Origin of the sequence: Staphylococcus sp. AS1337 (assembly GCF_051408735.1) — a bacterium.
Classification (GTDB): Bacteria; Bacillota; Bacilli; order Staphylococcales; family Staphylococcaceae; genus Staphylococcus; species Staphylococcus xylosus_B.
The window spans coordinates 63652-87652 of sequence record NZ_JBOIHZ010000003.1; the positions used below are offsets into that span (position 1 = coordinate 63652).

Annotated in this window: 24 protein-coding genes; 17 read left to right on the forward strand and 7 right to left on the reverse strand. The window is 33.3% G+C overall.

Going from position 1 to position 24001, the window contains the following annotated elements; translation table 11 throughout:
• The first annotated feature begins 145 nt into the window (after positions 1–145).
• Positions 146–1729, forward strand: a complete 1584-nt coding sequence (locus ACSUE0_RS05855) for an FMN-binding glutamate synthase family protein (protein ID WP_436956507.1) — start codon at positions 146–148, stop codon at positions 1727–1729.
• 54 nt (positions 1730–1783) lie between these two features.
• On the opposite strand, the gene ACSUE0_RS05860 is transcribed toward ACSUE0_RS05855, so the two are convergent.
• Positions 1784–2302 carry a thioredoxin domain-containing protein gene (locus ACSUE0_RS05860; RefSeq protein WP_119614196.1) on the reverse strand — a complete coding sequence of 173 codons (519 nt, stop codon included), beginning with the start codon at positions 2300–2302 and terminating at the stop codon, positions 1784–1786.
• A 199-nt stretch (positions 2303–2501) separates the two neighbouring features.
• Between ACSUE0_RS05860 and ACSUE0_RS05865 the strand changes: the two genes are divergently transcribed.
• A complete protein-coding gene (locus tag ACSUE0_RS05865) occupies positions 2502–3578 on the forward strand; it encodes a M42 family metallopeptidase (protein WP_119614195.1) in 1077 nt (358 codons plus the stop codon).
• A gap of 210 nt (positions 3579–3788) precedes the next feature.
• Here ACSUE0_RS05865 and ACSUE0_RS05870 read toward each other — a convergent pair whose 3' ends face one another.
• Positions 3789–4607, reverse strand: a complete 819-nt coding sequence (locus tag ACSUE0_RS05870) for an SDR family oxidoreductase (RefSeq protein WP_119615025.1) — start codon at positions 4605–4607, stop codon at positions 3789–3791.
• A 222-nt stretch (positions 4608–4829) separates the two neighbouring features.
• Here ACSUE0_RS05870 and ACSUE0_RS05875 point away from each other — a divergent pair, with 222 nt between their 5' ends.
• From ACSUE0_RS05875 to hisIE, 13 genes are all read left to right on the forward strand, one after another.
• Positions 4830–6368, forward strand: a complete 1539-nt coding sequence (locus ACSUE0_RS05875; RefSeq protein ID WP_436956510.1) for an AbgT family transporter — start codon at positions 4830–4832, stop codon at positions 6366–6368.
• A 237-nt stretch (positions 6369–6605) separates the two neighbouring features.
• A complete protein-coding gene (gene ppx, locus ACSUE0_RS05880) occupies positions 6606–8135 on the forward strand; it encodes an exopolyphosphatase (protein WP_182475184.1) in 1530 nt (509 codons plus the stop codon).
• Positions 8136–8203: 68 nt separating this feature from the next.
• Positions 8204–10363, forward strand: coding sequence for an RNA degradosome polyphosphate kinase (locus ACSUE0_RS05885; RefSeq protein WP_436956512.1), 2160 nt, complete (start codon positions 8204–8206; stop codon positions 10361–10363).
• A 322-nt stretch (positions 10364–10685) separates the two neighbouring features.
• Positions 10686–12002 carry a D-serine ammonia-lyase gene (locus ACSUE0_RS05890; RefSeq protein WP_119614917.1) on the forward strand — a complete coding sequence of 439 codons (1317 nt, stop codon included), beginning with the start codon at positions 10686–10688 and terminating at the stop codon, positions 12000–12002.
• Positions 12003–12382: 380 nt separating this feature from the next.
• Positions 12383–13198, forward strand: a complete 816-nt coding sequence (locus tag ACSUE0_RS05895) for an ATP phosphoribosyltransferase regulatory subunit (protein WP_017723149.1) — start codon at positions 12383–12385, stop codon at positions 13196–13198.
• 16 nt (positions 13199–13214) lie between these two features.
• A complete protein-coding gene (gene hisG / locus ACSUE0_RS05900; protein WP_119614918.1) occupies positions 13215–13832 on the forward strand; it encodes an ATP phosphoribosyltransferase in 618 nt (205 codons plus the stop codon).
• On the forward strand, positions 13822–15078 hold the full coding sequence (gene hisD / locus ACSUE0_RS05905; protein ID WP_259338101.1) for a histidinol dehydrogenase: 1257 nt from the start codon (positions 13822–13824) through the stop codon (positions 15076–15078). Before hisG ends, hisD begins: the two co-directional genes overlap by 11 nt.
• Positions 15078–16082: a pyridoxal phosphate-dependent aminotransferase gene (locus ACSUE0_RS05910; protein WP_436956515.1), complete on the forward strand. Its 1005-nt coding sequence runs from the start codon at positions 15078–15080 to the stop codon at positions 16080–16082. Before hisD ends, ACSUE0_RS05910 begins: the two co-directional genes overlap by 1 nt.
• Positions 16060–16638, forward strand: a complete 579-nt coding sequence (gene hisB, locus ACSUE0_RS05915; RefSeq protein ID WP_119614921.1) for an imidazoleglycerol-phosphate dehydratase HisB — start codon at positions 16060–16062, stop codon at positions 16636–16638. The genes ACSUE0_RS05910 and hisB overlap by 23 nt, the downstream gene beginning before the upstream one ends.
• Positions 16635–17231: an imidazole glycerol phosphate synthase subunit HisH gene (gene hisH / locus ACSUE0_RS05920; RefSeq protein ID WP_119614922.1), complete on the forward strand. Its 597-nt coding sequence runs from the start codon at positions 16635–16637 to the stop codon at positions 17229–17231. Before hisB ends, hisH begins: the two co-directional genes overlap by 4 nt.
• On the forward strand, positions 17206–17910 hold the full coding sequence (gene hisA, locus ACSUE0_RS05925) for a 1-(5-phosphoribosyl)-5-((5-phosphoribosylamino)methylideneamino)imidazole-4-carboxamide isomerase (RefSeq protein ID WP_119614923.1): 705 nt from the start codon (positions 17206–17208) through the stop codon (positions 17908–17910). The genes hisH and hisA overlap by 26 nt, the downstream gene beginning before the upstream one ends.
• Positions 17907–18665: an imidazole glycerol phosphate synthase subunit HisF gene (gene hisF / locus ACSUE0_RS05930; protein WP_119614924.1), complete on the forward strand. Its 759-nt coding sequence runs from the start codon at positions 17907–17909 to the stop codon at positions 18663–18665. The genes hisA and hisF overlap by 4 nt, the downstream gene beginning before the upstream one ends.
• Complete coding sequence (gene hisIE, locus ACSUE0_RS05935; RefSeq protein WP_119614925.1) at positions 18662–19294, forward strand: bifunctional phosphoribosyl-AMP cyclohydrolase/phosphoribosyl-ATP diphosphatase HisIE; 633 nt, start codon at positions 18662–18664, stop codon at positions 19292–19294. The genes hisF and hisIE overlap by 4 nt, the downstream gene beginning before the upstream one ends.
• A gap of 88 nt (positions 19295–19382) precedes the next feature.
• Here the strand turns inward: hisIE and ACSUE0_RS05940 are convergent, their stop codons facing one another.
• Positions 19383–20300, reverse strand: a complete 918-nt coding sequence (locus ACSUE0_RS05940; RefSeq protein ID WP_436956517.1) for an ABC transporter substrate-binding protein — start codon at positions 20298–20300, stop codon at positions 19383–19385.
• Between the two features lie 179 nt (positions 20301–20479).
• On the opposite strand from ACSUE0_RS05940, the gene ACSUE0_RS05945 reads away from it, so the two are divergent.
• Entirely contained in the window at positions 20480–20848 is a 369-nt protein-coding gene (locus tag ACSUE0_RS05945) for a VOC family protein (protein ID WP_119614406.1), read from the forward strand.
• A gap of 267 nt (positions 20849–21115) precedes the next feature.
• On the opposite strand, the gene ACSUE0_RS05950 is transcribed toward ACSUE0_RS05945, so the two are convergent.
• The 3 genes from ACSUE0_RS05950 to ACSUE0_RS05960 all read right to left on the reverse strand — a co-directional run bounded on the left by ACSUE0_RS05950 (position 21116) and on the right by ACSUE0_RS05960 (position 23051).
• Positions 21116–21649: a GNAT family N-acetyltransferase gene (locus ACSUE0_RS05950; protein ID WP_119614405.1), complete on the reverse strand. Its 534-nt coding sequence runs from the start codon at positions 21647–21649 to the stop codon at positions 21116–21118.
• 41 nt (positions 21650–21690) lie between these two features.
• Complete coding sequence (locus ACSUE0_RS05955) at positions 21691–22191, reverse strand: GNAT family N-acetyltransferase (RefSeq protein ID WP_119614404.1); 501 nt, start codon at positions 22189–22191, stop codon at positions 21691–21693.
• A gap of 155 nt (positions 22192–22346) precedes the next feature.
• On the reverse strand, positions 22347–23051 hold the full coding sequence (locus ACSUE0_RS05960; protein WP_119614403.1) for an SDR family oxidoreductase: 705 nt from the start codon (positions 23049–23051) through the stop codon (positions 22347–22349).
• 194 nt (positions 23052–23245) lie between these two features.
• Here ACSUE0_RS05960 and ACSUE0_RS05965 point away from each other — a divergent pair, with 194 nt between their 5' ends.
• Entirely contained in the window at positions 23246–23515 is a 270-nt protein-coding gene (locus ACSUE0_RS05965) for a DUF1413 domain-containing protein (RefSeq protein ID WP_119614402.1), read from the forward strand.
• A 223-nt stretch (positions 23516–23738) separates the two neighbouring features.
• Here ACSUE0_RS05965 and ACSUE0_RS05970 read toward each other — a convergent pair whose 3' ends face one another.
• Entirely contained in the window at positions 23739–23930 is a 192-nt protein-coding gene (locus tag ACSUE0_RS05970; RefSeq protein ID WP_119614401.1) for a hypothetical protein, read from the reverse strand.
• Positions 23931–24001: the final 71 nt, after the last annotated feature.

Consider the following 24001-nt stretch of genomic DNA (forward strand, 5'->3'; position numbering starts at 1 on the left):
AAATTACTTATATATGTTTTATAAAATTTTTCATAGCATTTCATTTTTTAGAATTTTAATATCAAGTAACTTTTTCTTTTTTTAGTCATTTTATTGTAAAATGATCATTTTGTTGTAACATGTAGTTAAATGGGGGGGATGCTTTATGACAATATTAACCGTACTACAGTTTATAGTTAATATAATCATTGTTTTATTTCTAATAAGTGGGCTTATTATTGGTGCACTATTGCTATTTAAAGATAAGCGTCAAAAACAACACAGCGTATTACGTAATTATCCTTTATTAGCTAGAATACGTTATTTTGGTGAGAAAATAGGACCGGAATTACGTCAATATCTCTTTTTAGCAGATACCAAAGGTAAACCTTTTTCTAGAAATGATTTCACTAATATCGTTGTTGCAGGTAAATATAATTCCAGAATGACAAGTTTTGGTACACAACAAGATTATGAAGAGGGCTTTTATATTCAAAACACTATGTTTCCATTACAATCATCAGAATTGCACATCGATCAATCGCCTATGATATCTTCTTTTATTTATCAGATAGATAACGAGAGGCTATTTGATCGTGACGAGCATAGAATAAAAACAGAAATAGACCCTTACTATTTATCAGACGACAATCAAATTATACTTGGACCAGAGCTTGAACAACCTTTCAAACTAAAACGTTTGGTTGGTCAATCTGGTATGAGTTACGGTGCATTAGGTAGTCATGCTATTACTGCTCTTTCTAAAGGTTTAGGACAAGCTGGTACATGGATGAATACAGGTGAAGGTGGGCTATCAAAACACCATCTTTCTGGTGATGTAGATATTATTTTTCAAATCGGACCTGGTCTATTCGGAGTACGTGATAAGCAAGGTAATTTTGATACAGACGCCTTTACACATTTATCACAGCATCCTCGGATTAAAGCCTTCGAAATCAAACTAGCTCAAGGTGCTAAAACAAGGGGCGGCCATATGCAAGGCAATAAAGTCACTGAAGAAATTGCAGAAATTCGTAAAGTTGAGCCATGGAAAACGATAAATTCACCTAATCGTTTTGATCAAATCAACAATCCGGTTGCATTACTTTCTTGGGTACATCAATTACAGCAAATTGGTCAAAAACCTGTTGGCTTTAAAATAGTAATCAGTAAAGTCTCAGAGGTAGAAGATCTGGTGCGCTCAATGGTTGATACACAACAATATCCAAACTTTATAACAATAGATGGAGGAGAAGGTGGAACTGGTGCAACTTTCCAAGAATTAGAAGATGGTGTAGGTTTACCTCTTTTCACAGCACTGCCTATACTTACTTCTTTACTAGAAAAGTATGGCATTCGAGATCGTATTAAAATATTTGCTTCAGGCAAACTAATCACACCTGATAAGATTGCAATTGCACTAGGTTTAGGTGCAGATTTAATCAATATAGCTCGTGGCATGATGATTAGTGTAGGTTGTATTATGAGTCAACAATGTCATATGAACACTTGTCCAGTAGGCGTCGCCACTACAGACCCAAAAAGAGAAAAAGGCCTGATTATTGAAGAGAAAAAATACCGTGTCACTAATTTTGTAACAAGTCTGCATGAAGGTTTATTTAATATCGCAGCTGCAGTTGGTGTTGAATCACCTACACAAATTTCTAAAGAGCATATTATTATTAAAAATAAAGATGGTAGCATTCAATCAATCCAAGACTATAAATTAAAATTGATAGAAAATGTATAAAAAATCAAAAAACACTATGACAATCGTTAATATTGTTGTCATAGTGTTTTTATTTTATCTACTTAATTGGTTTATTTTGTCAGTAATCAATGCCTCTATTTCACTTTGTTTATCTTGTAATGGGTTGAACTCAAATTGAACTTCATTAATAAATACTGTTGGAATACCTTTAATACCACGTTTAAATGTTTCTTCATTAATTGCTAGTGAACGCTCATCCGCTTCTTTGTTAGGCACTAAGTTAAATGTTTGTGTCATTTTTTCTTCAATTGCAGTAAAGCTCTTCTTCCATTCATCTTGCGTATCGTATAAGTCGCGTATAACTTCTATCGTTTCATTAACTTTTTGATAATTTAAATGTATATTTGCAACCGTTCCTTTTAATAAAGCTTGCTTAGTTTTATCAAAATGTTTGATTACATGTTGTACTTTACCTGCCTCAATAAATGGTTTTAGAGCTTTGTCTGCAGCTCTAAAATAGTTCTTACAATATGGACATGCAAAATTAATAAAAGATTCGACTTGAATTGGCGCTTCATTTGACCCCAATGTAAGATAATTAACTTTTGTCATTTTAACCCCTCCACTTTATCTAATATATTCATTGAAACACGATTGTTTGTTTATTGCACACTTTTAGTCTTAGTGAATTAGTAAGATTTATTTCAAGATTTATACAGTTCTTATCAATTTTTATTTAAATCAAATGACTATATGGTATTAATCTTAAAATGGTAAAATATAACTATAAATCAAACTTGGGAGGGTTAATATGAATCAATCAGTAGAACTATTAAAATCTTTAACTGATGTCGACGGCATCGCAGGTCATGAAATGAAAGTGAAAGCTTTAATGCATGATTATTTAAAGCCTGTAAGTGATGAAATTGTAGAAGATAACCTTGGTGGTATCTTTGGTAAAAAATCCGCAGCAAATGGTAGCAAAACATTGATGGTTGCTGGCCATCTAGATGAAATTGGTTTCATTGTTACTAAAATTGATAATGATGGATTTTTAAAATTCACTCCAATTGGAGGTTGGTGGAACCAAGTCATGTTGTCACAAAAAGTTACTGTCACAACAGACAAAGGTAAGAAAATAAGAGGAATTATCGGTTCTAAACCTCCGCACATACTATCACCTGAAGAGCGTAAAAAAACGATTGATATGAAAGAAATGTTTATAGATATTGGTGTTAAAAGTAAAAAAGAAGCCGAGCAATTTGGTATTGAACTTGGAAATATGATTACGCCATACAGTGAATTTGAAACATTAGCAAACAACAAATATTTAACTGCAAAAGCATTTGATAATCGCTATGGATGTGCACTTTCTATTGATGTTTTACAACAATTAAAAAATGATAACATCGATGTCAATTTAGTCGCTGGTGCAAATGTCCAAGAAGAAGTTGGGCTCCGTGGTGCTAAAGTTGCTGCTAATAAAATCAAACCCGACTTAGCAATTGCTGTTGACGTTGCAATTGCATATGATACACCAGGAATGTCTGGTCAAGTTAGTGATACAGCTATTGGTAATGGACCTGTTGTCATTATTATGGATGCTTCTAATATCGGGCATGTCGGCTTTACCAAACATATTAAAGAGGTAGCTAAGAAACACAACATTTCTATTCAATTAGATACTACAGCTGGTGGCGGTACTGATGCTGGTAGCATACATGTTGCGAATGAAGGCATACCAACTGTTTCTATTGGCGTCGCATTACGTTATATGCATTCAAATGTGTCGGTACTACACACAGATGATTACAAGAATTCAGTTGCACTTGTAACCGAAATTGTTAAATCTTTAAATGATGACGTTGTAGAAGAAATTATTTGGTAATCTTTCTAACATAACTTGAGTAATTTTATTAAACTAATTTTTATATGTTAATGATTACACACTATGTAAAAAGACATAATACACTTAGCATATCAGCGATACTTTAAGCTATTACCAAGATGTGTTAAAACAGCGAGGCTGAGACAAAGTAATTGTCTCAGCCTCGCTGTTTTATATAATTATTTTATTCATTATTATAAACTGCTTATTTTATTTAGTCGTATTTTTCCAGCTATCATCACTTAACATTTCACCAGGCCATGTATAAGCCATTACCCCACCATCAATAGTAATCGTCTCGCCAGTAATAAATGAACTATCGTCTGAAGCTAGGAACGCAACAAGTTTCCCAATTTCTTCAGGTGTTCCTAACCTGCCTAAAGGTGTAACCCATTTTTGATTTTCTCTAAATGCTTTGCCAGATTCCTCATCGGCAGTCCCAGTCAATTTATCGACAAGTGGCGTTTCAATAGTACCTGGTGCAATCGCATTCGCTCTAATATTTTCTCGTCCATATTCTATTGCAGTGGAACGTGTGAAATTGATTACGCCACCTTTTGCAGCATTATATCCTGAACGATTTAAATCTGCTGCTAAACCTGAGAATGATGCCGTATTAATAATAGAACCACCTTCATCCATCATTAAAGGTAAGAAAAACTTAGTCATTAAAAATGTCCCTCTAAGATCGACGCCCATTATCTTATCGAAGACTTCTACAGGATATTCATGTATCCTACCAGCAGCATTATCAACACCCGCGTTATTAAAAAGTACATCGATTGCTGAGAATTTTTCTTTAATAGCTTCTGCAAATCGTTCTACTGCATGTTCATCTGAAATATCAACAGTATAACCTGATGCTTTATACCCTGCATTATTAATTTCTTTAACCGTATCATGTACTTTTTCTGAGATATCTACCGCTATGACATGAGCTCCCTCTTTAGCTAAAACGTGTGCAGTAGCAGCACCAATACCTGTACTGACACCTGTTAATATAGCTACTTTATCTACTAATCTTCCCATGATTACTCACGACTCCTTTTCTAAAATTATCTTTTTTTCTTAACACATCTCAATTATACACTTCCTTTTTTAATTACCTGCAAAACTTCATTTATTAGGTCTTTTAAATAAAAGCGTTTACAACAACTATATTTATTTAACCATCTAAGTTGTCAAAATTTTCATTTAATTATTAATTTTAATTTGTTATACTTTCGACAACTTAATTGGGAGGTAAAGATCATGTCATTAAATTCAAAAGAAAAACCAACGCTTTTCAATAAATTTTTAAACATAGTAGAAAAAGTTGGGAACAGATTACCTGATCCTAGTATTTTATTTTTCTTAATGTGCTTAGGTCTAGCCGTATTAACTTGGATAATTTCATTTTTCTCTATCACTGTTAAACACCCTGGCACAGGTGATACCATTGCAATTAAAAGTATTTTAAGTAGTGATGGCTTATCAATGATATTGAATGATACTGTTAAGAATTTTTCTGAATTCCCTGCACTAGGTCTTGTATTATCAGTCATGCTTGGTATTGGCGTATCGGAAAAAACAGGGTATTTTGATAAATTGATGATACAAGTAGTACATAAAGCGCCAAAGAAAATTATAGTTCCTGTAATTATATTAGTTGGTATCTTAGGTAATGCTGCTGGTGATGCCGCTACTATCGTGTTGCCACCACTTACTGCCATGGTGTTTATTAAATTAGGGTATCACCCTATTGCTGGGTTAGCTATGGCTTATGCGTCAGCACTTGGCGGTTTCTCAGCTAATGTCATGATTGGTATGTCTGATGCTTTACTTTATGCTTTTACAGAGCCTGCAGCAAAAATTGTTTCTGATAATGTACACGTAAATGTCGCAATGAATTGGTACTTTATAGCTGCTAGTATTATCGTTTTATTACCAGCTGTATATTGGGTAACCATGCGATTTGTTATACCTAGACTCGGAACATATGATACATCCAACTCAGATATTAAAGTTGATGAAGAAAATACAGGATTAACACCTGAAGAAAATAAAGCAGTTTTTTGGGCAAACATAAGCTTCTTTGCAATGATTGCTTTACTCATTGTTTTAGCAATTCCACAAAATAGTTTTCTAAGGAATGCTAAAACAGGTAGCTTACTTAACGATGCACCAATTATTAATGGTGTAGGATTGATTATTTTAGTCTTATTTTTAGTACCTGGTTTAGTATATGGGATTAAAATGAAAGTATTTCATAATTCTAAAGACTTAGGTAAAATGTTGGCTGATTCTATGGGATCGATGAGTTCTTTTATTGTTATAGTATTCTTTGCAGCACAACTACTAGCATTCTTAGAGTGGAGTAATCTTGGTGTTATTGTTGCTGTTAAAGGAGCTTCATTACTCCAAGGACAAAATGGAATTGTATTAATCTTAGGCATTATTATATTAAGCGCACTCATTAACTTACTGATAGGTAGCGCATCCGCTAAATGGGGAATTTTGGCACCTATATTTATACCAATGTTAATGCTTGTTGGATTTCATCCCGCGTTTACACAAATGTTATATAGAATTGGTGATTCCATCAGTAATCCAATCACTCCGATGATGCCATATTTACCACTGCTATTATCTTATGCTCAAAAATATGACAACAATATGAAATTAGGTTCTTTACTTTCAAGTTTAATGCCTTATACCATCATTTTAAGTATTGTTTGGCCATTGTTTATGATCATTTGGTATTTATTAGGTTGGCCATTAGGCCCTGGTGGTCCATTAAATATGAAATAATATGTTGAAAATTACACACATAATAGACAAATCTAACAGTCAGTAAATATAACTGACTATCGGATTTGTCTATTTTATATTGCGTATTGTAATTTATGCTATTTATTTTAAATTAATTTCTATTGAGCAGTATGAAAATAATTAGTAACCAATTATTATATTTAATGTAATATAAACTTAAGAAATGGGTAAATAAAATAGAACAATATAAATTACCTCATTAATATTTTAGGAGGCATTATGGAACGCATAGGATTAATTGATATCGGATCAAATACCGTTAGATTAGTTATTTTCGAATTTGATAAAAAAACAGGATTAAATGAATTATTAAATATTAAAACACCCGCAAGATTAAGCCAATATTTAACTGAAGATTTAGCAATGAACAACAATGGTATTAAAGTATTAACTGAAACGTTAAGTAGCTTTAAAAAAGTAGCAGATAAATTCGAAGTTGATGCATTACATCCTGTAGCTACTGCAGCAATCAGACAATCAACAAATAGAGATAAAATTCTCGAAAAAATAAAAAAAGAACTAAATATCAAAATTAAAATCATAAACGATCAAGAAGAAGCATTTTATGGTTTTTATGCAATTACACATACTACAGACATTAATGATGGTGTTTCTGTTGATATTGGTGGTGGCTCAACAGAAGTCACACTTTTTAAAGATAAGAAACTTATAGAATCGCACAGTTTCCCTTTCGGTGTCGTCACTTTACAACGCAAATTTTTTGATGGTAAAGATCATAACGACAAATCTGCAATTAAAGATATGGAAAAATTCTTATCTAAACAATTTGACCAATTATCATGGATAAAAAATCAAGAAGTCGCACTCGTAGGTATCGGTGGTTCTGCTCGTAACGTAGCACGTATACATCAGTCTGAACACTCGTACCCTATCGGCGGTGTACACAACTATACAATGTCTGAAGATAACATTGAAGAAGTATATACAATCATTAAAAAAAGTTCACGTGATGATTTAAAGGATATTGATGGACTAAGTAGAGACCGTGTAGATATTATACTGCCAGCCGTAGCAGTCTTTAACACTCTATTTAAAAAAATAGACGCTACTCAATTTACATTCTCTCGAAAAGGTCTTCGTGAAGGATATGCCATGAATGTCATTGGTGAACGACACCCAGAAGAATTTAAAAAAGAAAATATTAGGACCGATGCTTTGTATCATTTAGCGAATGAATACGGTATTGAAGAATCAAGCGCTAACCAACGCGTAAAATTAGCACAATCACTCTTAGAGCAATTAATTAAATTAGATAAAATTGAAGTTTCAGAAAAAGAAAAATCTTTATTTGCTGAGGGCGCATACTTGTATTATCTAGGTAGATTTATTGACGCGGATTCTAGTTCACCACATACCTATTATATAATTGCCAATTCAATGATAGATGGCTTCAAACATGAAGATCGTGTCAAATTAGCGTTACTTGCAAGTTTTAAAAATAAATCACTATTAAAATTCTTTAGCCACGAAACAAAATGGCTTCGTGGTAAAGAACTAGATAACATTCAATATCTGGGAGGCATTATAAAATTCGTTAATGCACTCAATGTTTCTCACACAAATACTGTTGAGCGCTTAAATCTTAAACATGAGAACGATGGTTATACCCTTTACGTTTTTTATAATGGCGCGCCTATAGCTGAAGAATATCAAGCTCATAGACAAAAGAAACATATCGATAAAATCTTAAAGGAAAATATTTCTATAGTCTTTACAAAATCTTAAAATTCTTATGATAAATTAAGTGTAGCAAAACATGTATCTAAGACTACTAATGAGGTGTAATAACAGTTATGCATAGAAATTTGGGAGAGAAGTATTTAAATTCACCACAGTATTATAATAATAGAGAGCTAAGTTGGTTAGATTTTAACTATCGTGTGTTACAAGAAGCACAAGATAAAAACAATCCATTATTAGAACAGCTTAACTTTGTTTCTATATTCAGCTCAAATTTAGATGAATTTTTTATGGTACGGGTAGCCGGTCTACAAGATCAAGTCAAAATGGGCTATGATAAACCAGAAAACAAAGCACAATTGACACCAAAAGAACAACTTGATCAGATTAAAATAAAAAACAAAATGAACGTTGATTTACAGTATGAAGTTTATAACGAATTAATCAATGATTTACGTCAGTATCAAGTAGAAATCGTAAAACCTCATCAGTTACCTGAAACACTCTTAGCACAACTTGAAACAGAATTCAAAGTTGGTATATTACCTACTTTGACACCATTAGGTATCGATGCTTACCATCCATTTCCTAAATTAAATAATAAGAGTTTAAACATTTTTGTAAACATTGATACACCTGATGAAATTAATTCAGCTATTGTGCAAATCCCATCATTAATACCACGCTTTTACGCATTGAATGAAGGCGATAAACAATACATTATTATGGTTGAAGACATTATCACTTATTTTATAAATGATTTGTTTACAGGGTTTAATGTCATAAATACATTTACCTTTAGAATTACAAGAAATGCAGATTTAACCATCCATGAAGATGGTGCAGAAGATTTATTAATTGAAATTGAACGTTTCTTAAAAGAACGCAAACGCGGTACAGCTGTACGTTTAGAAGTGGATGGCAGAGATGCAACACATGAAGATATTATATGGATTATGAATCAATTAGAAGTTCATGACAATGATGTTTATTTCTTGGATGGACCACTCGACTTAACTATGCTTTCAGATTTAGTCGGACATTTATCTAATAAATTAAAACACTTAAAATATAATAACTATGTACCACAAATCCCAAAATCTTTAGGTGATAATAATATTTTTGATCTATCTTTAAAAAGAGATATATTTTTCCACCATCCCTATGAATCTTTCGAGCCTATCGTAGACTTTATACGTGAAGCATCTGAAGATCCTGATACGATTGCCATTAAACAAACACTTTATCGTGTTAGCAAAGACTCACCTATTATTAATAGCTTGAAAAATGCTGCAGAAAACGGTAAACAAGTTACCGTACTTGTAGAATTAAAAGCGCGTTTCGACGAAGAAAACAATGTTCATTGGGCTAGAATGTTAGAAGACGCTGGTTGCCATGTTATTTATGGTATGACACATTTAAAAACACACAGTAAAATTTCGCTAGTAGTTAAACGTATTAATAATAAACTTACTTCTTTTGTACATCTAGGAACTGGAAATTATAATGATAAGACTGCTAAGCTGTATACTGATATGGGAATTATAACGACGAACAATGAAATTGCCGAAGATGCAATTAACTTTTTTAATTATCTAAGTGGTTATTCGATAAAACCAGTTTATAACAAATTGATTGTTGCGCCATTCGATATCCGTGATGTCTTTTTAGCTCGTATAGATAACGAAATTAAGACTCATCTAGAACATGGTAATGGGAAGATTATTATGAAGATGAACTCTTTAACTGATAAAGATATTATACTCAAATTATTCGAAGCTTCCTGTACTGGTGTCAAAGTACAACTTATTATTCGTGGTATCTGTTGTTTAAAACCAGGAGTCCCTGGGATTAGTGAAAACATTGAAGTAGTGAGCATAGTCGGACGCTTTTTAGAACATTCTCGTATTTATTATTTCCATAACAATGGAGAAGATAAGATTTATCTCTCTTCTGCAGATGCGATGACGAGAAATATGATTAAACGCGTAGAAATTTTATTCCCTGTTGAAGATAAGGCAATTGCAAGTCGTCTGTTAGATTATATGAATCTTCAACTTTCTGATAATCAAAAAGGACGTTACCAAGATCAAAATGGTAATTACCATTATATTGAAAATAATTTGTCGCCATTAAATTCACAAGCTTATCTTATGAATGAAGCTATAAAATTTGGTCAATCTTTACAAGAAAAATCTGCACAACCTCGAGTTATTTCATCCAATAATCGCAAAGGTTGGTTTACTAAAATTCGAAAATCTTTTAAAAAATAAATTACTATCTTATAGTTTAGCTTTTAAGTCACGTCTATAAAGTGTTTTACTTATTAGATTATCAGGTATTGCACAAGAGATAAATTCATAAAAGTGGAATAGAAATCAAATTAAATCGTGATTTCTATTCCACTTCTTTTTCTATTTGTTAACTGTAACTATACTCTCTAACATGGCACATAAATGTTTTCTCAGATACTTGAATAATAAGTAAGGCTTTTTATCCATTCTACCAATGTTATATGAGTATATGCACCGATTATTAAGAGCAATTTGCTATAATATATATATGAGAATGAATTCGTACTGTAGGAGGATTACCATGACCACTCTCAATGAACTTAAACAAACGTTTCCTTTAATTAATGATTTACAAAACTATACGCCTTTATTCTGGGAAAATCCAAATTTTCAAAAACCAGGATCATTCCCTTTTACTATAAATGATATTGAAGAGGCTGCCGCAAGATTGGATAGGTTTACCAACTATATTCGTAAAGTTTTTCCTGAAACAGAAAAAAATAACGGCTTAATAGAATCACCTTTAAAGCATATTCCATTTATGCAAGACGCTTTAACGAAGTCAGAATTTCAAACTAATATAGGAAATTTATGGCTTAAATGCGATAGCCACCTTGCGATATCTGGTTCTATCAAAGCACGTGGAGGGATTTATGAAGTACTGAAATTAGCAGAAACCATTGCAATAGATCAAGGTGGCTTAAACTATAGCGATGACTACAGTATTTTAGCTGAACCAAAGTATCAGACACTATTCAGTCAATATAATGTGGCTGTTGGTTCAACAGGTAACCTCGGTTTAAGTATTGGTATTATAAGCGCAAAACTTGGATTCAGTGTGACAGTCCATATGTCGAGTGACGCGCGTCAATGGAAAAAAGATTTATTGCGTGACCGTGGTGTAGAAGTTATTGAACATCAATCTGATTATCAATTTGCTGTTGCAAAAGGTAGGAAAGCAGCAGAACATGATCCTACCTGCCATTTTGTAGATGATGAAGGATCAGCCGATTTATTCTTAGGCTATGCCGTAGCAGCTTTAAGATTAAGATCACAAATTAGAGAACAAAACATACAAGTTGATGCTGAACACCCTCTCTTTGTATATCTACCATGCGGTGTTGGCGGTGGCCCTGGTGGCGTAGCTTTTGGTTTAAACCAAATTTTGGGTGAGCATGTTTATTGTGTGTTTGTTGAACCGACACATGCTCCTTGTATGTTACTAGGAATGATGACACAACTACATGATGAAATTGCTGTCACAGATATTGGTTTAGATGGACGCACAGATGCTGACGGTTTAGCAGTATCACGTCCCTCTCGCCTAGTTGGTCAAATAATGAATAACTTACTTTACGGCGCATGTACTGTATCTGATAAGCAAATGTATCGATATTTATATACTTTGAGCCAAAAGGAACACATATTCATTGAACCTTCAGCAGCTTCTGGCTTTGCTGGTATAAAATCAGCAACTCAAACAGCAATTAATAATGGCATTGCTGTAGAAAATGCGAACCATATCGTTTGGGCAACAGGTGGTAATATGGTGCCTAAAGATGAAATGCTCAAGTACGTAGATTATGGCAAGAAATTAGTTGAAAATAAAAAATATTAATTTCACTCTTTGCTACAACAATATACAAAAATCACTCAATCAAAATAAATTACATCCCTAATTAAATTTAATATTGTTAATATCAAAACTTAGAACTGTATGGTGGGACAGCAATCAATTTTTGGTAAAATAATTTTGTTATTTCGTCTAGTTAATGATCACTAAACATACTAAGTCCGAGACATCTATTTTATGGCTCGGACTTTACTTTTATTTTTATTAAAATGTATCATATGTATATTTTGAGGTAGCTAAAATGAACTCTGCCCATTATTTTCAGAATATTTATTGAATTACAAAAACATCTGTGTTAAAGTGTTCTTTATCAATTCACTTTAGTTCGGTAGAGAAACAAAGTAAATGTAAAGGATGGTTATACTATGAATGCTACAACACTTATTAAAAACAAAGAAATTGAGCTCGCATTTTTAAAGCATTTTCAACAAGCAGGATTTAAACTTGTCGATTTCAGCTTTATAGAATCTCTATCATGGCAAACACTTACGAAAGACGACCTTCAACAAATGACAGAGCGTAGTTTCTGGCAACATGACCATCATATCTTTGCACTACGCAATGATTTTACTGATCAATTATTGCGTTATTATAGTAATTATCCGCGACAATTAAGCAATGTAGCTTATTCAGGCCCTATTGTGCGTGACAATGAAGTCTATACTCAATTAGGTATAGAACACTACAACCCTACCATTACAGATATGCAAGAAGACTTTATGGCTTTTTATGAGTTTATAAAAACTTCACTTAACGATGAGATAGATTTTGTTATTTTAGGTCATTACCAACTTATTGACTTACTTTTAACTACTAAAGAACAAACTGATGAGGTATTAAAACTCGTCCAAGAACGCAATATTTCAGAGCTTACTTCGCAACTTGGTATCGCTCATCCAATCGTTCAATTATTAACTACTAAAACAACAGAACAATTGGATCTATTAAGTCAGCTCTTCCAACACGACCATCGTACTATACAGGCATTAAGACGTTGGGATCAGTGGTTCAAATCACTTGGTATTAGTGATATACATCTAGATATTACACCTCAGCCACCTCGTTCATATTACAAAGGTGCATTTATGAGGTGTCATCTTAAAGAAAATAAATCTCAACAACTAACTGGTGGTTTTTACAAAGGTGATCTAGAAGGATTTGGACTCGGATTTATTTTATAAAAAAGGAGCGACACACATGCTTACAGTAGCTTTAGCAAAAGGAAGATTATTAAAAAGCTTTATTGCTTATTTAAATGAGATAAATGAACAATCATATGCACAAGCGTTAGAACAGAGAGAACGTCAATTATTAATTACTGTTGATTCTATCCAATTTGTATTAGTTAAAGGGAGCGATGTCCCTATCTATGTGGAACAAGGTGTAGCAGATGTAGGTATTGTCGGAAGTGATGTACTGGAAGAAAGTAATTATACAATCAATAACCTTCTAGACTTACCTTTTGGCAATTGTCACTTTGCTTTAGCTTCTAAACCAGAAACAACTAATTTCACTAAAGTTGCTACTTCATATATGAAAACAGCACGTAAATATTTTGAATCGCAAGGACTTGATGTAGAGCTTGTAAAATTATCTGGTTCTATCGAGTTAGCTTGTTTAGTTGATATGGTAGATGGCATCGTTGACATCGTCCAAACCGGCACAACATTGAAATCTAATGGGTTAGTCGAAAAAGATACCATTAAGAATATAAATGCAAAACTTATTACTAACAAACAATCATACTTTAAAAAATCAACGGAAATTGACGATTTAATTCAAACTTTGGAGGTTTCGCTCATTGATTATAAATAAAGAGACATTTTTAACTGACTATTTAGATCAGTCCTCTTTAAATGAGGATTTGTATCCCTTAGTTAAAACAATTTGTGAAAGAGTTAAATTGGAAGGTGATCAAGCACTCAAAGCATACAACAAAGAGTTAGACAAAGTAGATACACCTCAATTAGCAATTCCATTCTCAGAGTTAGAAGCAGCCTTCCACCGGTTAGACAATAACTTGCGAGAAGCTTTACAACACAGCCACGCACGCATTGAAACTTATCAAAAATCTATCAAATGGACAGGTCAACAAGGTTCTACTGAATGTTATGAAATGTATCATCCTATAGAACGTGTTGGTGTTTATGTACCTGGTGGCAAAGCGAGCTACCCTTCAACTGTATTAATGACTGCAACACTTGCGAAAGTTGCTGGCGTTGAAAATATAACTGTTGTAACACCACCGCAAGCAGATGGCCTACCTGATATCGTTTTGGCCGCATGTTATATTGCTGGTGTTGATTATGTATTTCAAGTTGGTGGCGCGCAAAGTGTAGCTGCACTTGCTTATGGAACTGAGACAATACCTAAAGTAGATAAAATTGTTGGCCCAGGCAATCAATATGTTGCTTATGCGAAAAAGTACCTCTTTGGACAGGTGGGTATAGATCAAATTGCAGGACCAAGTGAAATTGCTTTAATCATTGATAAGACTGCTGATTTAGATGCGATTACATATGATGTATTTGCGCAAGCTGAGCATGATGAATTAGCACGTACATTTGTTATTAGTGAAGATGTGGAACTACTAAAACAACTTGAACAAAAGATTCAACAAACACTCACTAAAATTGAACGTCAATCTATCGTAAAGGCAAGTTTAACTAATCATCATTTCTTGATTGCAGTTGATGATTTCACAGAAGCCTGTGATTTAATGAATCAAATCGCACCTGAACATGCATCAATCCAAACCGCTTCACCACGAGACTATTTAAATCATGTACGTTATGTAGGAGCTCTATTTTTAGGTCATTATTCACCAGAAGTCATAGGTGATTATGTTGCTGGACCAAGCCATGTATTACCTACTAATCAAACAGCAAGATTTACGAATGGTTTATCAGTGAATGATTTTTTAACGCGTCACTCGGTCATAGATTTGTCTCAAGATACCTTCAATCAAATTGAAAAGCCCGCTCGTGACCTTGCTCATATTGAACAACTATATAACCATGAACAATCTATTGAAATCAGAACAACAAAGGGGTCATATTGATGATAAGAATTAACAAAAACGAAAGCCCACTTCGTCCTTTAACAGATTCACAACTAGCTACAATAATACAAAAAGCATCATTTAACTTTTATCCAGATGATGAATACGAACGCTTTAAAGCAGCTTATGCAAATTATTATGGCTATACTGCTGAACAAGTCATAGCTGGTAATGGATCTGATGAACTGATTCAAAAATTAATGTTAATCATGCCAGAGGGTCCGGCATTAACACTTAATCCAGATTTTTTCATGTACCAGGCTTATGCCGCTCAAGTAAATCGTCCTATTGAATTTGTGGAAGCTGAGGATGATTTAACATTTAAGCTTGAACAGATTTTACAACGGATTGAGGAAGTGCAGCCAGCATTTTTTATAATGAGCAATCCACACAATCCATCAGGTAAACAATATGGCACTACATTTTTAAAAGCTATAGCTGACAAAGTGAACAATATTGGTGGCTATTTCGTAATAGATGAAGCATACCTGGATTTCGGTGAAGCTTACAACTTTGATATGCAACCGCATGTACTACAAATGCGTACTTTATCAAAAGCGTTCGGCATCGCTGGCTTAAGATTAGGCGTTCTAATTGGTACACCTGAGACAATTCAACATATACAGAGTATTGAACATCCCTATCCACTAAACACGCTTACGTTACACATTGCTTTGTATATGTTTGAACACCCTGAAAAAACCAAACAATTCATAGATCATCAACGCCAGTTAGCACTTAGATTAAGAAACTTGTTTAGCGACTATGTTGCAGATATTATGGTCGTATTTCCATCATATACTAATTTCGTACTTACTAAAGGACCAGAAGCACAAAACTTAGGGCAATATATTCAATCACATGGTTTTTTACCTAGATTATATGATGAACCAGAAATGAATGACTATGTGCGTTACTCCATTGCAACAGATTCACAATTGGATGACTTAGAAGAAATTATTAAAACTTGGAGGTCTCAATATGATTTATCAAAAAACACGTAACACTGCTGAAACACAATTATCTATCTCACTTGCAGACGACAATCGTCCAAGCAAAATCAACACTGGCGTGGGTTTTCTAGATCATATGTTGACCCTCTTCACCTTTCATAGCAACTTATCTATTACTATTGATGCGAACGGTGACACAGAAGTAGACGATCACCACGTCACAGAAGATATTGGTATTGTTTTAGGTCAATTGTTGCTAGAAATGACCCGAGAAAGAAAATCCTTTCAACGCTATGGCGTAAGTTATATCCCTATGGATGAAACGTTATCACGTACTGTCGTTGATATTAGTGGGCGTCCTTTCCTTTCATTTAATGCACATTTAAGCCGTGAAAAGGTAGGCACTTTCGATACGGAATTAGTGGAAGAATTCTTTCGTGCATTAGTCATTAATGCGCGCTTAACAACGCATATTGATTTAATACGTGGTGGCAATACCCACCATGAAATAGAAGGAATCTTCAAATCTTTTGCGCGTGCACTTAAAGAATCTCTATCAAGCAATGATATGGAAGGCACACCGTCATCTAAGGGTGTGATAGAATGATTGCCATTATTGATTACGGCTTAGGAAACATTAAAAATGTGCAACGTGCAATCAATCATCTTGGTTATGAATCTAAATTAACAGATGATCCAAAAGATATTGAAGCTGCTGATATGATTATTTTACCTGGTGTTGGTCACTTTAAAGATGCCATGCAGGCTATTCAATCTCGAGGTTTGCTGGAGATTTTGCAATCTGTTACAAACAAACCTATGATTGGTATTTGTCTTGGTATGCAGCTGCTATATGAGTGGAGTGCTGAAGGCGAAGTATCTGGTTTAAAACTAATTCCAGGTCAAATCATACCAATTGAAACGCCCTATCCAGTACCTCATTTAGGTTGGAACAATCTAATCAGCAATCAACCAACACTTTCTCAAGATGTCTATTTTGTGCATTCTTATCAGGCGGAAATGTCAACATATGTTGTAGCATTTGCCGAATATGGCACGCAAGTCCCTGCAATTGTACAATTTAAAAATTATATAGGCATCCAATTCCACCCTGAAAAGAGTGGCGATGATGGCTTAGCAATACTTAATCAAGCACTGAAAGGTGGATTCCTAAATGATCAAACTATGGCCAGCCATTGATTTAATCAATGCAACAAGCGTACGTCTTACTGAGGGGAAATATGATTCAGAAGAAAAAATGTCACGTAGTGCTGAAGAAAGCATTCAATTTTATAATCAATACAAATGTGTAGATCGTATTCATATAGTAGATTTAATCGGTGCTAAACAACAGTCATCTATTGAACAAGATTATATTAAAGACTTACGTTCCCTAACTGATAAACCTATAGAAGTTGGTGGTGGTATTAGAAGTCTAAAAACCATTGAAGCATATTTTAACGATGGTATTGATTATTGTATTATCGGTACCAAAGGTATTCAAAACTTAGAATGGTTAGCCGAAATGGCACACCAATTTCCTAATCGTTTATACCTTTCAGTAGATGCCTATAGACGAGAAGTAAAAATAAATGGTTGGGAACAAGATGCTGAATTAGATTTATTTGAGCTAATTGAAAAAATTGAGTCATTACCAATTGGCGGTATCATCTACACAGATATTTCTAAAGATGGACGATTAGAAGGACCTAATTTTGAAATTACTGGACAATTAGTCAACGAAACTCAAAAACCTGTCGTTGCTTCTGGCGGTATTCGTCATCAACAAGATTTAAAAAAATTAGAATCACTTGGTGTCTCTGCAGCTATCGTAGGTAAAGCTGCACATAACCCTACTTTTTGGGAGGGATTATCATGATTAAAAAGAGAATCATTCCTTGTTTGGATGTTAAGGATGGGCGTGTAGTTAAAGGCATACAATTTAAAGGATTAAGGGATATTGGTAACCCAGTCGAATATGCACTATATTATAACGAACAAGGCGCCGATGAGTTAGTTTTTTTAGATATTTCACGGACAGAAGCGGGACATGACCTAGTACTCGATGTGATTGAAGAAACTGCAGATAAACTATTTATACCGTTAACTGTCGGTGGTGGTATATCAACTATTGATGATATTTCTCAACTCTTAAATCATGGTGCTGACAAAGTATCATTGAATTCAAGTGCACTTAAAAACCCTTCATTTATTAAAGAAGCCAGTGAAAAATTTGGTAGTCAATGTATATGTATCGCTATTGATAGTAATTATGATAGTGAATTAAATGACTATTTTTGCTACACGCATGGTGGTAAGCAACGGACAGATAAACGTGTTTATGATTGGGTTCAAGAAGTTGAAGCTTTAGGTGCCGGTGAGTTACTTATCACAAGTATGACTCATGACGGCATGAAACAAGGATTCGATGTCATTCATTTACATGAAATCGAACAACTTGTAAATATTCCAGTTATAGCTAGTGGAGGCGGTGGCAATCCAGAACATTTTGTTAATTTATTTAAGCAAACTGATGTTTCTGCTGGTCTTGCTGCAAGTATTTTACATGATAAAGAAACAACTGTAGATGAAATTAAAAAAACAATGTCACAAGGAGGTATCCCAGTGAGATGAATACACAACAACCTGATTTTAGCAAAGGACTTTTACCAGCTATATTGCAAGATGTAAATTCAAAACAAGTGCTAATGCTCGGTTATATGAATGAAGCAGCTTATCAACAAACACTCACAAGTGGCGTTGTTTGTTTTTATTCACGTTCCAAAGATCGTTTATGGACAAAAGGAGAAACATCTGGAAATACTCAAATCGTAAAGGATATCCATTTAGATTGCGACCAGGATACGCTCCTTATCGATGTTGTCCCAAATGGGCCAACATGCCATACAGGTAGTCAAAGTTGCTTTAATACACCTGTACCTTTCAACGTACAACAACTAGAACAAACGGTAACTACTAGTGCCAAATCTAATAAAGAAAACTCATATACACAGTATTTATTGAATGAAGGACTAGAAAAAATCACGAAAAAATTCGGCGAAGAATCATTTGAAGTAGTCATAGGTGCAATGAAAAATGATCGCGAAGAAGTAACGAATGAAACTGCTGATTTAATGTATCATCTCTTTGTGTTATTACACTCCTTAGATATAAAATTTGACGACGTTGAACAAGTTCTCGCTCAACGTCATAAAACTGCTAATAATTTCAAAGGAGAACGTACAGATATTAATCATTGGTAATAATGTCTTAAATACAAAAACGAGATGAATTTGGAATAAAATCTATTTTGTAATTAGATTTTCGTAGTCCATACTCATCTCGTCTTTTTTATTTGTCTTTCAACAACTCTTTTTTAAATAGTTTTGCTTGTTTTTCTACAGAAATTAAATCTGCATATATTGCTTCATCCATATCATAATAAATTACGTTACCATTTTGTACAGCTTGATTATTGTTCCAAGTGTTTGATTTTACGAAATCATTATTAGGTTTCTGTCCGTCTTTTGTAGGGAGTAACAAATAATCGCCTGAATAAGCATTAAATTTCTCTTTGGGAACTTTCATAAATTTCTCTTTAGGCATAGCTTTTTTTGCTTCAGGATCCTCTTTTAAATTGAATCCTTCATAAATTGCTTCACTGCCTCGTCCAAATCTAGGGCCGAATTGATATATATCTTTGGCTTGAATATCCATGATTGAAAAAGTTTTATCTTTACCAATTGCTTTTTTAATTTCTTCACCATCTTTTGCTAGTTTAGATGATAATTTATTAGCTTGCTCTTTAGCTTTTTCTTCTTTATTTACTAGTTTACCTATTTCTATATGTGTATCTTTATAATCCATATTCTGCACCTTAATTGGAACAGTTGGCGCTATTTTTTCTAATTTTTTGTTATTTTTATTTTCTTTATATGTAATGATTAAATCGGGTTTTAATTTTGCTGCTGCTTCCACATCTTCCGGGTCTATCTTCTTAATTTTGTCCATATCTAAATATTTTGAATCAGGAAAAACACTCGTTATCGCAATCGGTTTAATACCTAATTTTTTAAAATTGCCATAATTAGCTGTTAAATCAAGTACTCTCTTAGGCTTTTTAGGAATTTGGACTTTACTACCTTCACTTGTTGTATATGTTTTCGTCTTGGTATCTTCTTTTGAAGTTGCATCTTTAGACTCAGTGTTATTACCACAAGCTGCTAAAAATAATAATAAACACAACATGAAATATAATAATTTCTTCAAAATATTAACCCCTTCCATAGTATTGTACTTCTATTGTAATCGAAAACGATTATCAATTTCAATATAATAATATAGAAATTTTAATTAATTATAGTATTACAAGTTTCAACTTCATAAATTATTATAATCGTTTTATTTTTACACTTTTGATATTATAAATTACAAAAGGAGTTGTTATTATGAAAAAGCACTTTACAGGAATTGATCATGTTCAAGTTGCAGCACCAGCAAATCAAGAAGATTTAGCTAGAGCATTTTATACTAAAAAATTAGGCTTTAAAGAAATACCCAAACCAGATAACCTTGCACAAAAAGGTGGAGTTTGGTTTCAAATCGGTCAACAACAACTTCATATTGGCATTGAAAACAATTTTAGCCCATCCAAAAAAGCACACCCAGCATTTGCAGTACACAACGCAACAGAAGTAAGGAAAAACCTTGAATTACAAGAAGTCGAAATTATATATGGAGATGAAATTGAAGGTGCTGATCGCTTTTATATTTACGACCCATTTGGCAATAGGATTGAAATTATAGAATGGCTGTAAATCCACTCTATATAAAGTACCACTCTATAAAGAGCCACTTCTTTATCTATAAAGATAGTGGCTCTTACACATGAGTTCCTACTCAGGTGTCCCTCTTTTAAAAGCTAGTGGGACTTATGCATGAGCGCTAGCTCAGGTAATCATAGTTGATTTATCCAGACTTACACATTGACCTTACACAGAGGGCTACTAAAAATTTACAATTATTTGTAGGGTAGCTATCAAACATCTCATCGCAAACACGTACCTTATAATCATAAATAGATGTCACTCAAAAAGATAGATGTCTCCCATTTCCTCAAAATTGTTATAACTGCTTAATTTTTCAAATCCTAACGATTGCGCAGTCATAATAGATGGGAGGTTGTCTTTTTTTGTGCGCACAAGTATTTGATGGTTCACTTGTATGTCCTCTTTCACATACTCTATGATTGCTAAACATGCTTCTTTGGTAAACCCTTTTCGGGCATACTCTGGATTCAATCGATAAGCCAAATTAAGGTATGTTTCACCTAACATTGTTTTATACGTCAAACCACACATACCAACCATTTGACCGCTTGCTTGTTCTATCATTAATGCGTAACCAAAACGGTATTTAAACCAATGTTCAATCCATGACTTAAGCATCTCTTCTGTTTCTTCTATACTTTGATGAGGCCCCGCGGGATTATAAATGTTTGTTCTCGGATCTGAATGTAAACTATGCAAGTCAGTTAAGTATTCTTGAGAAGGTCTTACTAAATATAATCTATTTGTTTCAATAATAAAATTTGTCTCCATAATATAATCTGTTTCCATATTTTACCCCACCTTAGTTTAATATCTACAACCGCTATATATTATAATTCCATGTACATTAAATCTTCATCATAATAACTATTACCATCAAATAGTGCTTTAGGTTCAGTTCCGTACCACTTAAATCCTATTTGTTCATATAATGAAATAGCACTTTTATTTTCGGATAGTACGCATAAGCCAATTATTTTCACAAAGCCTAGTTCATTTACCTCGTTAATTAATTTTTTAATCAATAAACTGGCAATACCTTGTCGTCTATATGATGGATCACAGTATATTGTCACTAAGTTGCCTTTATGCTTCACCTTTTCTAAAGTTTCACTATAAAAAGTACCTATACAAACTAATTCGGCATCGTCAAACGCACCCATTGTAAATTGAGTTTCTGAAGATATGATTCGGGATTTAAACTTATCTAGTGGGAATTCCACCTCACGTTTATAAGTAGATGCAAAACCTTTCGGATCAGTTTGCAATGATTTCAAACGAAGTTTGCGATATTGTTTCACATCGCTTTCAATTAATCGTCTATAGTACATTAATTATCACTTCTTTCATTTAAAGAGGTACAAAAATATAAATTTTAAGAGTGAGACAAAAATCAACATTTATAATTTGATTTTCACCTCACTCCTATATGGATTAACAGATAACAAAGTACATAATATATAAAACAACACTTACCTGTGATATTTTATACTGGTCTTACAGTAACTTCATTGATATTGACATGGCTAGGTTGTTGTAACGCATAAACGACAGCTTCAGCAATATCTTGCGGATCTAACTTTTTACGAGAACCCCAATCAGTGTTACCGCTTAGTGGTGTGTCTACCATACCAGGTGAAATACTTGTAACTCTTACACCTGTTTTAGCTAATTCTTTTTCTAACCCTTGTGTAATAGTATGTACCGCTGCTTTAGATGCGCTATATAAGGTACTTTGTTTTGTAACTTCAAAACCAGAAATAGAAGCAATATTTATAATATGACCTGTAGATTGATTTAAAAATATTGGTAAAACGGCATTAATACCATATAAAGTACCTTTGACATTGACATCAATCATATTTTCCCATGCTTCAACATCACCATCTGTAATTGCAGAAGAAAGCATTAAACCAGCACTATTCACTAATATATCTACATGACCAAATTTATTTTCAGTCTCTTCTACTAATTTGGCTACTTCATCTTTTTGCGTAACATCTACGATATGTGTATCAATTTCAGACTGACTATTTTCTTGAAGTTGTTTTGCTACATCAGATAAACGTGCTTCATTACGTCCTGTTAACACTACTTTAACGCTATGTTGTGATAATATTTCTGCAATACTTGCGCCGATACCACTACTCGCACCTGTAACAATTGCAACTTTATCTTTTAATTTACTCATCCATATCTTCCTTTCTACTTCAATTTAACTATGTATAAGGTCATTTCCCTATTTTCACTTATTTTATCATGTTAATTTATTTTTTATTAAATTTTTGAATTATAACAATTATTCATTACCTATACTTCCATTTAATGTGGGTATATAATGGGGAGATATCAATTTAATAACATTTGTTTAAAGGGGGATTAAATTTGAACTTTGATGAAAGAATCAATCATTTACATGCATCTATGGCCAAAGATAATTTTGAATTTCGTTTTGAAGCATTGTTCGAACAAGAAGAATGGATTCAAATGTCTTTAAGCCAACGCAATCAATTAGAACGTGAATTCCGTATCTACGTGGAACAACATGATCATTTACGTATTCCTTATGCTTCACAAGACCACATTCGCATGCGTATGTATAATTCCGTTTACGACTTTAATTCGGTTAAACATAATTTCAAGGCATATATCTAAGATTAGCCATTCAATAGGTTTTCTTTTAAATTAATGTAGAAAAAGCCTACACTACTGTAAAAACAGTATGTGTAGGCTTTTCTTAATACTGGGGGTGAGGGTGTTTAAATAAATCATGAAAGTTTCACTGGGGAGAAAAACTTGCACGAAGTTAATAGGTTTTATTGTAAGCGCATGTTAAAAACACTATTAACCTTCAATTCACATCGATGTATACAGTGTATTATTGGTTAACTAATAGCTCTTTCTTTAAACCATAGTTGTAAATTTTCTCTGCATCAATGTAAGCTATATAGTCAATACTTCTGTATCCATCTTTAATGTCATTAATAATACCTTGGTTTACACCTGTGTTTGTGTAAATTTCATAACTACTTTCGTTTGAAAAAATAACTGCTTCAATTACTTTTCTCATAATTAATCACTCCGTAGTTTTTCTATTAAGAAGCTTTGTTTATCTTCTACACCCTTATCATAATCCATGTT

Excerpts from the sequence above, each read along its gene's own strand:
- ACSUE0_RS05855 (WP_436956507.1), top strand. The coding sequence starts at position 146 with ATGACAATATTAACCGTACTACAGTTTATAGTTAATATAATCATTGTT.
- ACSUE0_RS05860 (WP_119614196.1), bottom strand. The coding sequence starts at position 2,302 with ATGACAAAAGTTAATTATCTTACATTGGGGTCAAATGAAGCGCCAATT.
- ACSUE0_RS05865 (WP_119614195.1), top strand. The coding sequence starts at position 2,502 with ATGAATCAATCAGTAGAACTATTAAAATCTTTAACTGATGTCGACGGC.
- ACSUE0_RS05870 (WP_119615025.1), bottom strand. The coding sequence starts at position 4,607 with ATGGGAAGATTAGTAGATAAAGTAGCTATATTAACAGGTGTCAGTACA.
- ACSUE0_RS05875 (WP_436956510.1), top strand. The coding sequence starts at position 4,830 with ATGTCATTAAATTCAAAAGAAAAACCAACGCTTTTCAATAAATTTTTA.
- ACSUE0_RS05885 (WP_436956512.1), top strand. The coding sequence starts at position 8,204 with ATGCATAGAAATTTGGGAGAGAAGTATTTAAATTCACCACAGTATTAT.
- ACSUE0_RS05890 (WP_119614917.1), top strand. The coding sequence starts at position 10,686 with ATGACCACTCTCAATGAACTTAAACAAACGTTTCCTTTAATTAATGAT.
- ACSUE0_RS05895 (WP_017723149.1), top strand. The coding sequence starts at position 12,383 with ATGAATGCTACAACACTTATTAAAAACAAAGAAATTGAGCTCGCATTT.
- hisG (WP_119614918.1), top strand. The coding sequence starts at position 13,215 with ATGCTTACAGTAGCTTTAGCAAAAGGAAGATTATTAAAAAGCTTTATT.
- ACSUE0_RS05910 (WP_436956515.1), top strand. The coding sequence starts at position 15,078 with ATGATAAGAATTAACAAAAACGAAAGCCCACTTCGTCCTTTAACAGAT.
- hisB (WP_119614921.1), top strand. The coding sequence starts at position 16,060 with ATGATTTATCAAAAAACACGTAACACTGCTGAAACACAATTATCTATC.
- hisH (WP_119614922.1), top strand. The coding sequence starts at position 16,635 with ATGATTGCCATTATTGATTACGGCTTAGGAAACATTAAAAATGTGCAA.
- hisA (WP_119614923.1), top strand. The coding sequence starts at position 17,206 with ATGATCAAACTATGGCCAGCCATTGATTTAATCAATGCAACAAGCGTA.
- hisF (WP_119614924.1), top strand. The coding sequence starts at position 17,907 with ATGATTAAAAAGAGAATCATTCCTTGTTTGGATGTTAAGGATGGGCGT.
- hisIE (WP_119614925.1), top strand. The coding sequence starts at position 18,662 with ATGAATACACAACAACCTGATTTTAGCAAAGGACTTTTACCAGCTATA.
- ACSUE0_RS05945 (WP_119614406.1), top strand. The coding sequence starts at position 20,480 with ATGAAAAAGCACTTTACAGGAATTGATCATGTTCAAGTTGCAGCACCA.
- ACSUE0_RS05950 (WP_119614405.1), bottom strand. The coding sequence starts at position 21,649 with ATGGAAACAGATTATATTATGGAGACAAATTTTATTATTGAAACAAAT.
- ACSUE0_RS05955 (WP_119614404.1), bottom strand. The coding sequence starts at position 22,191 with ATGTACTATAGACGATTAATTGAAAGCGATGTGAAACAATATCGCAAA.
- ACSUE0_RS05960 (WP_119614403.1), bottom strand. The coding sequence starts at position 23,051 with ATGAGTAAATTAAAAGATAAAGTTGCAATTGTTACAGGTGCGAGTAGT.
- ACSUE0_RS05970 (WP_119614401.1), bottom strand. The coding sequence starts at position 23,930 with ATGAGAAAAGTAATTGAAGCAGTTATTTTTTCAAACGAAAGTAGTTAT.